This window comes from Brevundimonas sp. ALps5 (assembly GCF_058681645.1).
The window spans coordinates 73,475-88,780 of the sequence record NZ_CM178744.1; the positions used below are offsets into that span (position 1 = coordinate 73,475).

Consider the following 15,306-nt stretch of genomic DNA (forward strand, 5'->3'; position numbering starts at 1 on the left):
AACTGGACAGGAACGTATGGGACGGCGAAGCACCCAAAACCGAATGATCCGTGCGTCTGTAGCCGTTGCAACCGGTGTCATGGGCATGATCGTGTGCGGCGCGGCCATGGCCCAGGCGGCCGGCGCGCGCCCCTCCCCGGCTGCTCAGACCGCGCCCGCAGACTTCCGCGCCCGCCTGCCCCAGGATGAAGTCATCTATTTCCTGCTGCCCGACCGGTTCGAGAACGGGAATCGCGCCAACGACACTGGCGGCATTCCCGGCGGCAAGCTGCAGAACGGCTTCGATCCGACCGATGAAGGCTTCTACCACGGCGGCGACCTCGCCGGCCTGACCCGCCGCCTCGACTACATCCAGGGCCTCGGCGCCACCGCGGTCTGGGTCGCGCCGGTGTTCAGGAACAAGCCGGTCCAGGGCGAGCCGGGCCACGAGTTCTCGGGCGCCCACGGCTACTGGATCACCGACTTCACCTCGGTCGATCCGCATTTCGGGACCAACGCCGAGTTCGCCGCCCTGGTCGAGGCCGCCCATGCGCGCGGGATGAAGGTCTATATGGACATCATCGCCAACCACACGGCCGATGTGATCCGCTATCGCGAGTGCCCGAAGAACGACTGCGCCTACCGCAGCCGCGCCGACTATCCCTACTCGCGTCAGGGCGGCGTGGGCGGCGCCCCGATCAACGCGGGCTTCGACGGCTCGAACTTCGACCGGCTGACCAGCCCGAACTACGCCTACACCCCCTACCTTCCGGCGGGCGAGGAGACGGTGAAGGTCCCGGCCTGGCTGAACGACCCGATCTACTATCACAACCGCGGCGACTCGACCTTCGCGGGCGAGAGCTCGACCGAGGGCGACTTCGCCGGCCTCGACGACCTGTTCACCGAGAACCCGCGCGTGGTTCAGGGCATGATCGACATCTACGGAGACTGGATCGACCGCTACGGCGTCGACGGCTTCCGCATCGACACCGCCCGCCATGTGAACCCGGAGTTCTGGCAGGCCTTCGTCCCGGCCATGCTGGAACGCGCGAAGGCGAAGGGCATCCCCAACTTCCACATCTTCGGCGAGGTCTATGACCACGACCCGGCGATGCTGGCCCGCTTCACCCAGGTGGACCGCTATCCGGCGGTGCTCGACTTCGCCTTCCAGACCACGGCGACCGACGTCGCCAACGGGGTGAAGGGCACGGACGCCCTCGCCCGGCTGTTCATGGCCGACGCCCTCTATGCCGGCGGCGAACAGGGCGCGATGCAGTTGCCGACCTTCCTCGGCAACCACGACATGGGCCGCATCGGCGGCTTCATCGCCAAGGCCCATCCGGACGCCTCTGACGAGGAGCTTCTGGCGCGCGACACGCTCGCCCACGCCCTGATGATGTTCTCGCGCGGCGCCCCGGTCATCTACTACGGCGACGAACAGGGCTTCGCGGGTGAAGGCGGCTACGGCGCCGCGCGCGCCGACATGTTCCAGAGCCAGGTCGCCGACTACGCCCGCCACCGCCGCATCGGCGGAGATCACGCCCCCTTCGACACCACCGCGCCCCTCTATCAGCGCATCGCCGGGATGGCCCGCATCCGCGCCGCCGACCCGGCCCTGCGCCGTGGCCGCCAGATCGTGCGCTTCGCCGGCGACAAGCCCGGCCTGTTCGCCGTCAGCCGCGTGATCGACGGCCAGCCGGGCGAGACCCTGATCCTCTACAACACCTCGACCGAGGCCCTGACCGCCAATGTGGAAGTCGCGGCCGCGTCGCAAAAGTGGAACAGCCTGCGCGGGACCTGCCCCGCCGCGGCATCGGCGCCCGGGACGATCCGGGTTAGCGTCCCGCCCCTCGACTACATGATCTGCGTTTCGGAAGGCCAAGAGTGAACGTCCAGACCCTGAGCCATCCCCAATCTGAAATGATGGGCGCGTCCGCCGACGCCGCCACCGAATGGTGGCGCGGCGCGGTCCTGTATCAGGTCTATCCGCGCAGCTTCGCCGATACGAACAACGACGGCGTCGGCGACCTGCCCGGCATCACCGCCCATCTGGATCACATCGCCTCCCTGGGCGTCGACGGCGTCTGGTTGTCGCCCTTCTTCACCTCGCCGATGAAGGACTTCGGCTATGACGTCTCGGACTATACCGACGTCGACCCGATCTTCGGGACCCTGGCCGACTTCGACGCCATGGTCGCCCGCGCCCACGAACTGGGGCTGAAGGTCATCATCGACCAGGTCTATTCCCACACCTCGGACGAGCATCCGTGGTTCACGGAAAGCCGCCAGAACCGGACGAACCCCAAGGCCGACTGGTACGTCTGGGCCGACGCCAAGCCCGAGGGCTCGCCGCCATCGAACTGGCAGTCAGTGTTTGGCGGCCCCGCCTGGACCTGGGACGCGCGCCGCCGCCAGTACTACATGCACAACTTCCTCAAGGAGCAGCCGCAGCTGAATGTGGCCAATCCGGAGGTGCAGGACGCCCTGATCGACGCCATGCGCTTCTGGCTGGACCGGGGCGTGGACGGCTTCCGTCTGGACGCCATCAACTTCGCCATCCACGATCCCAAGCTGACCGACAATCCGGCCTTCACCTCGAACGGCAAGCGGACCCGGCCCTTCGACTTCCAGGACAAGATCCACAACCAGTCCCAGCCGGAGATCCCGGTCTTCCTCAGCCGTCTGCGCGCCCTGGCCGAGACCTATCCGGGAGACCGCTTCCTCGTTGCGGAGGTCGGCGGCGACCGCGCCAATGAGGAGATGAAACAGTACACCCAGGGGACCGACCGGCTGCATTCGGCCTACGGTTTCCTGTACCTCTATTCCGACCACCTCAGCGCCGAACTGGTCGAACAGGGCCCGGCCATGTGGCCCGGCGTCGACGGCGAGGGCTGGCCGTCCTGGACCTTCTCCAACCACGACGCGCCGCGCGCCATCTCCCGCTGGGCCGAGGGCCGCGACGAGAAACAGTTCGCCGAGATGACGATGCTGCTACTCATGTCCCTGCGCGGCAATGTCTTCGTCTATCAGGGCGAGGAGCTGGGCCTGCCCCAGGCCGAGGTGCCGTTCGAACGTCTGGTCGATCCCGAGGCCATCGCCAACTGGCCCGAGACTCTCGGCCGCGACGGCGCCCGCACCCCGATCCCGTGGAAGGCCGACACCGTTCAGGCCGGCTTCTCCACCGTCGAGCCCTGGCTGCCGATCGATCCGCGCCACTATCCGCTGGCCGTCGATGTTCAGGACGCCGATCCGGCCTCGATCCTGAACCTGTCGCGCGAGCTGATCGGCCTGCGCCACCGCTACCCGGCCCTGCGCACCGGCGGCATGCATATGTATCCGGTCGCCGGCCCCGTGCTGTCGTTCGAACGCGGCGAGGGCGACGAGGCCCTGCTCTGCGTCTTCAACCTGGGCCATTCGGCCGAGGCGTGGACGCTGCCCGACGGCTGGCGGGTGGTCGAGGCGGTCAATACGCCCGATCCGGCCTCCGGAACCCTGCCCTCGCTGGCCGGTCTGCTGCTGGCGCGGGCCTGATGCGATCAGCCGCCGCAGGTCTCGCGCACGATCAGATCGGTCGGAATGCGTTCGGACCGGCCGGCGCGGTCGCCCGTGGAATCGAGCAGTTTGGAGACCATCAGCCGGCCCGCCTTCATGGTGTCCTGGGCGATGGTCGACAGGGCCGGACGGCTGTAGCGGCTGAACGGCACATTATCGAAGCCGATGACGGAGACGTCGCCGGGCACCGTCTTGCCGTGGTGCAGCAGCGAGCGCACGGCGCCCAGCGCGATCAGGTCGGACGCCGCGACGATGCCGTCGAACTCCAGCCCGCGCGCCAGCAGGGAATCGACCGAGGCCTCGGCGCTCTCGACCTCGAAATGGGCGGGCACGACCAGATCCGGATCGACGCCCAGACCGGCGGCCTCCATGGCCTCGGCATAGCCGCGCTGACGCTGCATGGCCTCGGGCGGATCGAGGTCGCCGAGGAAGACGATACGCTTGCGGCCCAGACGCGCCAGGTGCGCGGTCGCGCGACGTCCGCCGCTGATGTTGTCGGAGCCGACCGAGCAGTAGTTCTGGTCCGGCAGTTCGGCGCCCCAGACCACGAACCGGCTCTCGGTCTCGGCCATGCGGTTGAAGGCCGCGTGCAGGGTGCTCTGGCCGAGGAAGATGACGCCGTCGGCGCGGCTGGTGGTCATGGCCACCGACAGATCGTCCAGATTGGCCGGCGAGACATGGCTCATCACCAGATCGCAACCGCGCTCGCGCGCCGCCTCCCCGACCCCCGCCAGAAGCTCCAGGAAGAAGGGATCGCTGAGGCGCCCTTCCCGCCCCTGCGGACGCGGCGTCACCAGGGCGATCGTACCCTGGGCCCCGATCGGACCGGCCGGCATGTAGCGGCGGAACGGATAGTCGTGCTCGCGCGCCAGCTTCCAGATGGCCTGTTTGGTGCGGTCGTTGACGGCGGGACTGTCGTTCAGCGCGCGCGACGCCGTCGCGATCGACACCCCGGCCATACGCGCCAGGTCTTCCAGTCGGGTGGTCTTGCGGCTCAAGGTCGCGGGCTCCAGGCGGGTCGTCTGCAAAATTTTCTGCAAAACTTGCTTATTCATGCGGCGCCACAACGCCGTCTGGCAAGTCCTCGTAACAAGGAAGCTTCGTCATGATGCAACGCCGTTCGTTTCTGGCCCTTTCGGCAGCCGCCGCGGGCGTCACGGCCCTGACGTCGCGCCCCGCCCGCGCCCAGACCTCGGCCAATGTCGCGCGCGCCTCCTCGCCCGGCGGCATGCTGACGGTCGAGGTCACCACCGACAACGACGGCCGTCCGATGTATTCGGTGATCCGTCAGGGCCGTCCGGTCGTGACGGCGTCCAAGCTCGGCTTCCTCCTGACCGACGCCCCCGCCATCGAGCGCGGCCTGAAGCTGACGGCGGCCGAGCCGGTGACCTTCGATGAGACCTGGGAGCAGCCCTGGGGCGAGCGCCGCTTCATCCGCAATCACTACAACGAGTTCCGCACCAGCTTCACCGAGACGGGCGCCCTCGCCCGCCGTGTCGACGTGGTCTTCCGCCTGTACGACGACGGTCTGGGCTTCCGCTATGAGGTCCCCGAACAGTCGGGCCTGAAGACGGTCCGCATCGGTTCCGAGCTGACCGAGTTCAACCTCGCCGAAAACGGCACGGCCTGGTGGATCCCGGCCTGGGAGTGGAACCGCGAGGAATATCTCTACGACCGCACCGCCATCGACGAGGTCGGCTCCTGCCAGACCCCGATCACGGTCAAGGGCCAGTCCGGCCTGCACGTCTCGATCCACGAGGCCGCCTGCGTCGACTATGCCGGGATGAACCTGCGCCGCTCGGAGGCCACGAAGTTCCGCGCCCAGCTGACCCCCGGCCTGACCAACGCCGCCGTGGTGCGCGAGGCGCCGTTCAACACGCCGTGGCGCACGCTGCAGATCTCGGACACCGCCGCGGGTCTGGTCGACTCCAGCCTGATCCTGAACCTCAACGAGCCCAACAAGCTGGGCGACGTCAGCTGGTTCAAGCCGATGAAATACGTCGGCGTCTGGTGGGAAATGCACCTCGAGCTCAAGACCTGGAACGCCGGTCCCAAGCACGGCGCGACCACCGAGAACACCATCAAACACATCGACTTCGCCGCCAAGCACGGCCTCGGCGGCGTGCTGGTCGAGGGCTGGAACAAGGGCTGGGACGGCCAGTGGTTCGCCAACGGCTCGGACTTCAGCTTCACCGAGGCCTATCCCGATTTCGGCATCGAGGCCGTCTGCGCCCACGCCCGTTCGAAGGGCGTCCAGCTGATCGGTCACCACGAGACCGGCGGCAACGCCTTCCACTATGAACAGCAGCTCGAGCCGGCCATGGCCCTGTACGAGCGGCTGGGCGTCCATTCGGTCAAGACCGGCTATGTGGCGGACGCGCAAGGCGCCCGCGTCGCCGCGCCGGACGGCTCGATGGTCATGGCCTGGCACGAGAGCCAGGCGATGGCCCAGCACCATCTGCGTGTCGTCGAGACCGGCGCCCGGCACAAGGTCGCGGTCAACGCCCACGAGCCGTTCAAGGACACCGGCCTGCGCCGCACCTATCCGAACATGATCTCCCGCGAAGGCGCGCGGGGCATGGAATATGCGGCCTGGGGCAACCCCGGAAACCCGCCCGAGCACGAGCCCAATCTGGTCTTCACCCGCCTGCTGGCCGGACCGATGGACTACACCCCCGGCATCTTCGGCATGGAGACGCGCAGCCCCGGCGGCGTCCAGACGACCTGGGCCAAGCAGCTGGCCCTCTATGTCGTCATCTACAGCCCGATCCAGATGGCCGCCGACCTGCTGGTCAACTACGAGGCCAACCCCGGCCCGTTCCAGTTCATCAAGGACGTGCCCTGCGACTGGCATGAGACCCGGGTCCTGAACGGCGAGGTCGGCGACTTCATCACCATCGCCCGCAAGGATCGCAACTCCGACGTCTGGGCCCTGGGCGCCATCACCGACGAGAACCCGCGCGTCCTGACCGCGTCGCTCGACTTCCTCGACGACGGCCGCCGCTACCGCGCCGAAATCTATCGCGACGGCCCGAACGCGGACTACAAGGGCAAGCGCGAGGACATCATCATCGAGCAGCGCGAAGTCACCTCGGCCGACACCCTGACCCTGGCCCTCGCGCCCGGCGGCGGTCAGGCGATCCGCTTCGTGCCGCTGGGCCGCCCGGGACGCCGCGCATGACCACAACCACAACAGGCCTGCTCTCGATGCGCCCGCGGCTGACGCCGCTGGCCATCGTCAACATGTGCGTCGGCTTCTTCGGCATCCAGATCGGTTTCGGGCTGCAGAACGTCAACACCAGCCGGATATTCCAGACCCTGGGCGCCGAGGTCGACAGCCTGGCCATCCTCTGGATCGCCGCGCCCATGACGGGCCTGTTGATCCAGCCCCTGATCGGTCACCTCAGCGACCGGACCTGGAACCGCTTCGGACGGCGTCGGCCCTACTTCCTCGCCGGCGCCCTGCTGACGACGCTGGCGCTCGTCGCCATGCCCAACTCGCCCAGCCTGTGGTTCGCGGCCCTGATGCTGTGGGTCATGGACGCCTCGATCAACATCACCATGGAGCCCTTCCGGGCCTTCGTCGGCGACAATCTGAACGAGGACCAGCGCACCGCCGGCTATGCGATGCAGAGCGTCTTCATCGGCGCCGGCGCGGTCTTCGCCTCGGTCCTGCCGTGGGTTCTGTCGCACGTCTTCCAAGTCGCCTCGGTCGCGCCCGAGGGCGTGGTGCCGGACAGCGTCCGCATCGCCTTCTACGTCGGCGCGGCCTCGCTTCTCGCCGCCGTCCTCTGGACCGTGATCAGCACCCGCGAATACAGCCCCGAACAGATCGCCGCCTTCGAGCTGGCGGGCAAGATCGAGGAGACGGAAACGCAGCAAGCCCCGGCCCGCTCGGTCCGCGCCTGGGTGCTGGGCGGCCTGATCTGGCTCGCCGTCGGCTTCGTCGGCGTCGCGGCCGTGGCGGCCTGGGACATCGAGAAGGAGGTCTACATCCTCTTCGGCGGCTTCGCCGTCTTCGGCCTGCTCCAGATCATCGTCGGCCTCATGCACCGCATGAAGGCGTCCAACAGCCTGTCGGAGATCGTCGACGACATCTTCCGCATGCCCGCCACCATGCGCGATCTGGCCGTGGTCCAGTTCTTCAGCTGGTTCGCCCTGTTCGCCATGTGGATCTACACCACCCCGGCGGTCACCGCGGTCCACTTCGGCGCGACCTCCCCCACCTCTCACGCCTATGGCGAGGGTGCGGACTGGGTCGGTGTCCTGATGGGAATCTATAACGGCGTCGCGGCGCTCGCGGCCTTCCTGATCCCGGTGATCGCCAGGCGGATCGGCCGGCGCGGCGCCCACGCCCTGAACCTCGCGCTCGGCGGTCTGGGTCTGATCGGCATCTTCCTGATCCGCGACCCGCATCTGCTGTGGCTGCCGATGATCGGCGTCGGCTTCGCCTGGGCCTCGATCGTCTCCATGCCCTACGCCATCCTCTCGGGGGCGGTGCCGGGCCGGAAAATGGGCGTCTACATGGGGATCTTCAACATCTTCATCGTCGTGCCCCAGCTGATCGCCGCGACCCTTCTGGGCCTGATCCTGAAGACCTTCTTCGACGCCCAGGCCATCTGGGCCCTGGTCATCGGCGGAGTGTCCTTCTTCATCGCCGCGGCCGCGGCCATGCGGGTCAAGGAGACGAAAGCCTGATGGACCGCCGCACCCTCCTGACCCTGTTCGCAGCCCTGCCCTTCGCAGGCCGCGCCATGGCCGACGTCCCCACCATCGGCCGTCTGGTCGAGCATCCGGACATGGCCTCCGCCCATGCCGCGACGCGCAACGTCACCGTCTGGCTCCCGCCCGGCTACGATGCGTCCGACACCCGCTACCCCGTCCTCTACATGCACGACGGCCAGAACCTGTTCGATGCGTCCAAGGCCTATTCTGGCGAATGGGGCGTGGACGAGCATCTGGGCCGGCTGATCGCGGCCGGTCAGGTCCGGGCGCCGATCGTGGTCGGGGTCTGGAACACGCCGCTGCGGCTGCGCGAATACGTGCCCGCCGATCTGATCGCGGCCCTGCCCGACGACATGCGTGGCGACATCCAGAACATCTATGGCGGCCCCTCCCTATCGGACGGCTACCTGACCTTCCTGACCGATGAGCTGAAGCCCTTCATCGACCGGACCTACCGCACCCTGACCGGCCCGGCCGACACCAGCATGTCCGGCTCCAGCATGGGCGGGCTGATGTCGCTCTACAGCGTGATGAAGCGCCCCGACGTCTTCGGCGCCTGCGCCTGCCTGTCGACCCACTGGCCGCTGAAGGTGGTCGGGCTCGAGGAAGGCGCGCCCCTGGCCACCTGGCGCGAGCGGCTGGTCGCGGCCTGGACCGGGGTCATCTCCGCCGGCCTGCCCGACCCGGCCATGGGCCGCCGCTTCTACTTCGACCACGGCGACGAGACCCTCGACGCCTTCTACGCCGCCTTCCAGGTCAAGGTCGACGAGACCTTCCGCGCACGCGGCTATGGCCCGAACCAGTTCGAGACCCTCGTCTTCCCCGGCGCCCAGCACAATGAGACATCCTGGAACGCCCGTCTGGACGTCCCCCTGAAATTCCTTCTGTCGCCGACCCCCGCGGCGACCGCCCCCTCGACTGCATCGTGAGTGCCCCGACCATGACCCTGATCCAGAAACTCGCCGCCTCCGCCGGTATCGCCGCCCTGCTCGCCACGGGCGCCTGCGCCTCGATGCCGAGCGCCGCCGTCGAAGCCTCGCCTGCCGCCCCGACCATCCAGACCGAAGGCGTCGCCCCCGGCGCGCCCGGCGCGGCGACGACCTGGTCCAGCGCGGCCAAAACCGGCGTCGGCGCGTCCTACGAGGCCTATGTCGACGGCCAGTACAGGGACGGCGGTCCGACCGGCGCCGTGTCGCGCGTCTGGTTCTCGATCGCCGACGGCGTCCTGACCGAGACCATGTACGGCCTGATCCACGAGGCCCAGATCAAGTCCCTGCGCTTCGCCGTGGCCTCCGACGCCGGCCTTTCGTTGGAAGGGACCGACACCACCGAACACACCGAATACCTCGACACGGACGCCCACGGCCGCCCCCTGTCGCCCGCCTATCGCGTGGTCACCACCGACAAGGCCGGACGCTACGAGATCGAGAAGCGCATCTTCACCGACCCGGACCGCAACGCCCTGGTCCTGCGCGTGACGATCAAGGCGACCGGCGCCGCCGTCACCCCCTACGCCATTCTCGAACCCCATATGGCCAACACGGGCGGCGGCGACTTCGCGGAAGCTTCGGCCAACGGCCTCTACGCCCATGAAGGCGACGTCCATCTGGCCCTGCGCCCCAGCGCCCCGTTCGAGACGGCCAGCGCGGGCTTCCTCGGTTCATCCGACGGCCTGACAGACATCAAGGCCAACGGCCGCCTGACGCACGCCTACGCCTCCACCGGCGACACCGCCGGGGCGGTCGTCCTGACCGGCGCCCTGCCGACCATCGCGGCGGGCCAGAGCCTGACCCGTGACTTCGTCATCGGCTTCGGCGCCTCGAAGGCCGCCGCCGAGGCCGCCGCCGACGGCAGCTTCTCCACCGGCCTCGACGAGGTCCTCGCCCGCTTCAACGGCACGGGCGACCGCACGGGCTGGGAGGACTGGATCGGCTCCCTGACCGACCTGCCGCGGATCGCGGCCCAGTCCGAGGACGGCGGAAAGCTGGCCTATGCCTCGGCCCTGATGCTGAAGGTGCAGGAGGACCGCACCCACGCCGGCGCCCTGATCGCGTCGCTGTCCAACCCCTGGGGCGACACGGTCGATGCGACCCAGTCCTCGACCGGCTACAAGGCCGTCTGGCCGCGCGACTTCTATCAGGTGGCCATGGCGCTCCTCGCACTCGGCGATACGCAGACCCCCGTCGCCGCCTTCCGCTACCTGCCCCAGGTCCAGGTCCGCGCCGACACCCCCGGCAATACGGGCGCCACCGGCTGGTTCCTGCAGAAGACCCACGTCGACGGCGAGGTCGAATGGGTCGGCGTCCAGCTGGACCAGACCGCCATGCCGATCATGCTGGGCTGGCGTCTGTGGAAGGCCGGCCTCGTCTCCGACGCCGAGCTCCGGACCATGTACGGCCGGATGATCAAGCCCGCCGCCGACTTCCTGGTCACCGGCGGCAAGATCGGCATCCTGTGGAACGACCGCACGGTGACCCCGCCCTATACCCAGCAGGAGCGCTGGGAGGAGCAGGACGGCTTCTCGCCCTCGACCACCGCCGCCGTCATCGCGGGCCTGACCGTCGCTGCCGACATCGCCAAAGCCTCGAACGACACCGCCTCGGCGACCCGCTACCTCGCCGCCGCCGACGACTATTCGAAGAAGGCCGATGCGCGGATGTTCACCACCAACGGCGCCCTGGGCGACGGCGACTACTTCCTGCGCCTGTCCAAGACCGAGGATCCGAACAGCCACGCGAAAATGGGCGACAACAACGGCCAACCCGGTCAGGCCCAGGACCACGTCGTCGACGGCGGCTTCCTCGAGCTGGTCCGCTACGGCGTCCGTTCGGCCAACGACCCGCACATCCTCGCCACCCTGCCCGAATACGACGACCAGACGCGGCCGGACCTGACCCGCGTCCGCTACGACTTCGGTCCCGCCGGCGACACCACCCCCGGCTGGCGGCGCTACGGCATCGACGGCTATGGCGAGGACACGACCAACGGCGCCAACTACGGCATCGGCGGCGTCATGGCGCCCGGCCAGCGCGGCCGGGTCTGGCCGATCTTCACCGGCGAACGCGGCCACTATGAACTGGCCCGCGCCCTTCAGGCGGGCGCCAACCCCGACCTGACCGCCATCCGCCAGACCTATGTCCGGGGCATGGAGCGCTTCGCCAACGACGGCCTGCTGCTGTCCGAACAGGTCTGGGACGGCGTCGGCGTGAAGCCCGCCAACTACGAGACCGGCGTCGGCACCGACTCGGCGACCCCGCTCGCCTGGTCGCACGCCGAATACATCAAGCTGCTGCGCTCGCTCGCCGACCGCGCCGTCTGGGATCGCTACGCCCCCGTCGCCGACCGCTACGGCAAATAGGCCCGAAGGCGGTCCGCCAGAATCGACTCTTCAGAATCGGACTGACGGACCGCCGTTCGCATGCCATCCTGCCCTCAACGACGCCGCGCAGACGGCATGAGGGGCAGGAACGATGACGACTGACACCGATGGAACTGCGAGCGGCGCCGAACACACGGTCGACCGCAACGACAGGCTGGTCATCCTCGCCTCGTCCGTCGGGACGGTGATCGAGTGGTACGACTTCTACCTCTACGGTTCCCTCGCCGCGATCATCACGACCCAGTTCTTCTCGGGCGTGAACGAGACCACCGGCTATATCTTCGCCCTTCTGGCCTTCGCGGCCGGGTTCGCGGTCAGGCCGTTCGGGGCCATCGTCTTCGGGCGGCTGGGGGATCTGTGGGGGCGCAAGAACACCTTCCTCGTCACCATGCTGCTGATGGGTCTGTCGACTTTCGTGGTCGGGCTGTTGCCCTCCTATGCGGCCATCGGGGTCGCGGCGCCGGTCATTCTGGTGCTGATGCGGCTGGTGCAGGGGCTGGCGCTGGGCGGGGAGTACGGCGGTGCGGCTACCTATGTCGCCGAGCATGCGCCGAACGGAAAGCGCGGCTTCTACACCTCCTTCATCCAGATCACCGCGACCGCCGGCCTGATGATCAGCCTCGTCGTCATCCTCGGCGTGCGTCTGTCGATCGGCGAGGAGGCCTTCGCCGCCTGGGGCTGGCGCATCCCCTTCCTCGTCTCGATCCTGATGCTGGGCGTGTCCCTGTGGATCCGGCTGAAGCTGGCCGAGAGCCCCGCCTTCAAACGCATGAAGGCCGAGGGCAAGGGCTCGACCACTCCGCTGAAGGACTCCTTCGGCAAATGGCCCAACCTCAAGCTGGTCATCCTGGCCCTGTTCGGCCTCGCCGCCGGTCAGGCCGTGGTCTGGTACACGGGCCAGTTCTACGCCCTGTTCTTCCTCGAGAAGATCCTCAAGGTCGACGGCGCCCTGGCCAACACCCTGATGGCCGTCGCCCTGCTGCTGGCCACGCCCTTCTTCGTCTTCTGGGGCTGGGTCTCGGACAAGGTGGGCCGCAAGCCCGTCATCCTCGCCGGCTGCCTGATCGCGGCCCTGACCTATTTCCCGCTGTTCCACGCCCTGACCGGAGCGGCCAACCCGCGTCTGGCGGCGGCGACGGCCTCGGCGCCGGTGACCGTCTACGCCGACCCCGCCGACTGCTCCTTCCAGTTCGACCCCATCGGCAAGAAGAAGTTCAACAGCGCCTGCGACATGGCGAAGAACTATCTGGCCAAGGCTGGCGTGACCTATGAGAACGCAGTCGCCCCCGCCGGTACCGTGGCTCAGGTCCGCATCGGATCGGCGACGATTTCCAGTTTCCGCGCCTTCATCATGGAAGACCAGTTGACGACCCCCGTTGCCGGATCGATCACCCGGACCGAGTTCGCCACCCGGAAGAAGGCCTTCGAAACCGAACTCGGCGCCGCTCTCAAGACCGCCGGCTATCCCGCCAAGGCCGACAGCGCCCTGGTCAACAGGCCGCTGACCGTGGCCATCCTGTTCGCCCTCGTTTTCTATGTGACCATGGTCTACGGGCCGATCGCGGCGGCGCTGGTGGAGATGTTCCCGACCAATATCCGCTACACGTCGATGTCCCTGCCCTATCACATCGGCAACGGCTGGTTCGGCGGCTTCCTGCCGACCACGGCTTTCGCCATGGTGGCGGCCTCAGGCAATATCTATCACGGCCTCTGGTATCCGATCGTCATCGCGGTGATCACGGCGGTCGTCGGCTTCCTCTTCGTCAAGGAAGGCAAGGACGTGGATATTCACGCCTGAGGCGTCAGGTCCGGATCAGGGCGTCGTAGACGTGGGTGACCTCATCGAAGCGCACCCGGCTCTCCTGCCCGGCGTAAGGGGTCAGGGCGAACTCGGGTGAGGTCAGGCCCGCCGCGACCGGATCGTCGATCTTGTCGGTGTTCCAGCCCAGCAGCAGCCGCCCGCCCTGGCGCAGGATGGCGGCCATGGCGACCAGGGCCTGACGCTGCTGCTCGGGCGTGTCGACGCCATAGCCCAGCACGCCGTTACAGCTGATGGCGTCGAAGGTCATGTCCGGGAAAATCTTGTCGATGATGCAGACGTCGCCCGTCCGGTGGCGGCCCAGCACGCCCCAGCGCGCGGCCTCGGGATCGATGTCGGTCGTCCAGACCTCGGCCCCGCCGCCCTCCAGCACCGCATAGTCGTCGGCGGTATAGGCCCGGCAGCCGACCCAGAGGATGCGGCCGCCTTCCGCCGCCATGGCGGGCAGATAGGCCTCGGCCAGCAGCTTGCGGTCCGGCAACTGGAGGATGCGCTTGGCCCGCGCGGTCTTGCGCCGCGTCACGCCGGCCTCGCCGAGGAACAGGCGGGTGAAGAAGGTTCCAGCGCCCAAGGCGGCCTCCATGCGTCAGGCGCACGCGAGTCGCCTCGATCAAGGGGTGAGGGTCGGGCCGGGCGAGGTCAAGCCTCAGGCGAGGCCAGACCCGGCGACCGATGGCCTCAGTTGGCCGGCTGGACCGTCCACGGACGCCCGCGCAGGGCGCCGGACACGCGGCGGCGGATCGACGACGGCGCCCAGACCGGACGGCGCGACAGGGCCTGTTCGACCAGCAGCCGTTCGCGCAGATCGTCCAGCTGGGCCGAGCGGACGGCCGGCGCGTGGACGGCGGCGACGAAGGCCTGACCGGCGCGGGCCATGGCGACGCGCTCGTCATCGTTGGCGACCAGGGCGGCCAGGGCGCGGGTCAGGCCGGGCGCTTGCGGCGGATCGACATAGACGGCGTGGTCGCCGCTGGCCTCACGCAGGCCGCCACGCCCCGAGGAGATCAGGGCGGCGCCGGCGGCGTGGGCTTCCAGCGCCGAAAGGCCCAGGGCCTCGGCGACGAAGGACGGGGTCACGGCGATGGCGGCGCGACGGGTCACGGCCTGGACCTGCGGCAGGGACGCCGACTTGTGGATCTCGACGCGGTCACCGAACCGGGCCAGGGCCTCGATGCGCGGCGTCGCCCATTCGGCGTGCCTGTCCCAGTCGCCCAGCATCAGGGCGCCGCGCCAGTCGGCGTTCTTGTCGAGGACGGCGGCCAGGGCGTCGCAGAATGGCTCCAGCCCCTTCTCTTCCATGGCCCGGCCGGAAAACAGGATCAGCTTCTCGCGGCTGTCCGGGCAGGCCTTCCAGGCGTCCATCTCGATCGGATTGCAGACCGAGGCGACCCGGTTCGCCAGGGCCGGATAGTCGCCGACGAACTCGCGGCCCGCCGCCTCGGACACGAAGATCAGCTTGTCGAAGGCCTTCAGCCGCGCGCCATAGCGGATGCGGTCGAGCGCGTTCTTCGGCTCCTTGATCCGGGTGTGGCGGTACAGGACGTTGATCTTGTTCGGGAAGCGGCGCGCCAGGCTGGCCGAGGATTCCAGCTGCTGGTGGTACTCGATATAGTCGGGGTCGAAGCCGGCCAGTAGTTCGGCGACGGCGTCGGCGCGCTTGGTCTTGCTCAGGCCCGCGGGCACGGTCAGCAGGTCCGGCAGGGCGGGTGCGTCGGCGCCGGCGTCGCAGATCACGCGGACGGAGCCCTTCAGACGGCTGTTCTCCAGCAGGGTCCGGGCGACCGTCTCCATGGAGTTGGCCTTGTCCCGGCCCATCACACTGCCTCGCGGCATGACCACGGCGATACGCATA

Annotated in this window: 10 protein-coding genes; 7 read left to right on the top strand and 3 right to left on the bottom strand. The window is 68.4% G+C overall.

The features are described 5' to 3' along the window. The first annotated feature begins 79 nt into the window (after positions 1–79). Together ACW172_RS00220 and ACW172_RS00225 are read left to right on the top strand one after the other, a co-directional pair. Positions 80–1,867 carry an alpha-amylase family glycosyl hydrolase gene (locus tag ACW172_RS00220; protein WP_492033195.1) on the top strand — a complete coding sequence of 596 codons (1,788 nt, stop codon included), beginning with the start codon at positions 80–82 and terminating at the stop codon, positions 1,865–1,867. Positions 1,868–1,899: 32 nt separating this feature from the next. Beyond that, on the top strand, positions 1,900–3,510 hold the full coding sequence (locus tag ACW172_RS00225) for an alpha-glucosidase (protein WP_492035026.1): 1,611 nt from the start codon (positions 1,900–1,902) through the stop codon (positions 3,508–3,510). Between the two features lie 5 nt (positions 3,511–3,515). Here the strand turns inward: ACW172_RS00225 and ACW172_RS00230 are convergent, their stop codons facing one another. Continuing rightward, positions 3,516–4,490, bottom strand: coding sequence for a LacI family DNA-binding transcriptional regulator (locus tag ACW172_RS00230; RefSeq protein WP_492035027.1), 975 nt, complete (start codon positions 4,488–4,490; stop codon positions 3,516–3,518). Positions 4,491–4,636: 146 nt separating this feature from the next. On the opposite strand from ACW172_RS00230, the gene ACW172_RS00235 reads away from it, so the two are divergent. The 5 genes from ACW172_RS00235 (at position 4,637) to ACW172_RS00255 (ending at position 13,433) form a co-directional block, all read left to right on the top strand. Continuing rightward, positions 4,637–6,712 carry a glycoside hydrolase family 97 protein gene (locus tag ACW172_RS00235; RefSeq protein ID WP_492033196.1) on the top strand — a complete coding sequence of 692 codons (2,076 nt, stop codon included), beginning with the start codon at positions 4,637–4,639 and terminating at the stop codon, positions 6,710–6,712. Then, positions 6,709–8,229: an MFS transporter gene (locus tag ACW172_RS00240; RefSeq protein ID WP_492033197.1), complete on the top strand. Its 1,521-nt coding sequence runs from the start codon at positions 6,709–6,711 to the stop codon at positions 8,227–8,229. The genes ACW172_RS00235 and ACW172_RS00240 overlap by 4 nt, the downstream gene beginning before the upstream one ends. Next, positions 8,229–9,185 (top strand): alpha/beta hydrolase, encoded by a 957-nt coding sequence (locus tag ACW172_RS00245; RefSeq protein ID WP_492033198.1) that lies wholly within the window; start codon positions 8,229–8,231, stop codon positions 9,183–9,185. The genes ACW172_RS00240 and ACW172_RS00245 overlap by 1 nt, the downstream gene beginning before the upstream one ends. An 83-nt stretch (positions 9,186–9,268) precedes the next feature. Then, positions 9,269–11,614, top strand: coding sequence for a glucan 1,4-alpha-glucosidase (locus tag ACW172_RS00250; RefSeq protein ID WP_492035028.1), 2,346 nt, complete (start codon positions 9,269–9,271; stop codon positions 11,612–11,614). A 112-nt stretch (positions 11,615–11,726) separates the two neighbouring features. Further along, positions 11,727–13,433 carry an MFS transporter gene (locus tag ACW172_RS00255; RefSeq protein ID WP_492033199.1) on the top strand — a complete coding sequence of 569 codons (1,707 nt, stop codon included), beginning with the start codon at positions 11,727–11,729 and terminating at the stop codon, positions 13,431–13,433. Between the two features lie 4 nt (positions 13,434–13,437). Here the strand turns inward: ACW172_RS00255 and ACW172_RS00260 are convergent, their stop codons facing one another. Both ACW172_RS00260 and ACW172_RS00265 read right to left on the bottom strand, forming a co-directional pair. Then, entirely contained in the window at positions 13,438–14,025 is a 588-nt protein-coding gene (locus tag ACW172_RS00260) for a class I SAM-dependent methyltransferase (RefSeq protein ID WP_492033200.1), read from the bottom strand. 107 nt (positions 14,026–14,132) lie between these two features. Then, positions 14,133–15,305, bottom strand: coding sequence for a glycosyltransferase family 4 protein (locus tag ACW172_RS00265; RefSeq protein ID WP_492033201.1), 1,173 nt, complete (start codon positions 15,303–15,305; stop codon positions 14,133–14,135). Position 15,306: the final 1 nt, after the last annotated feature.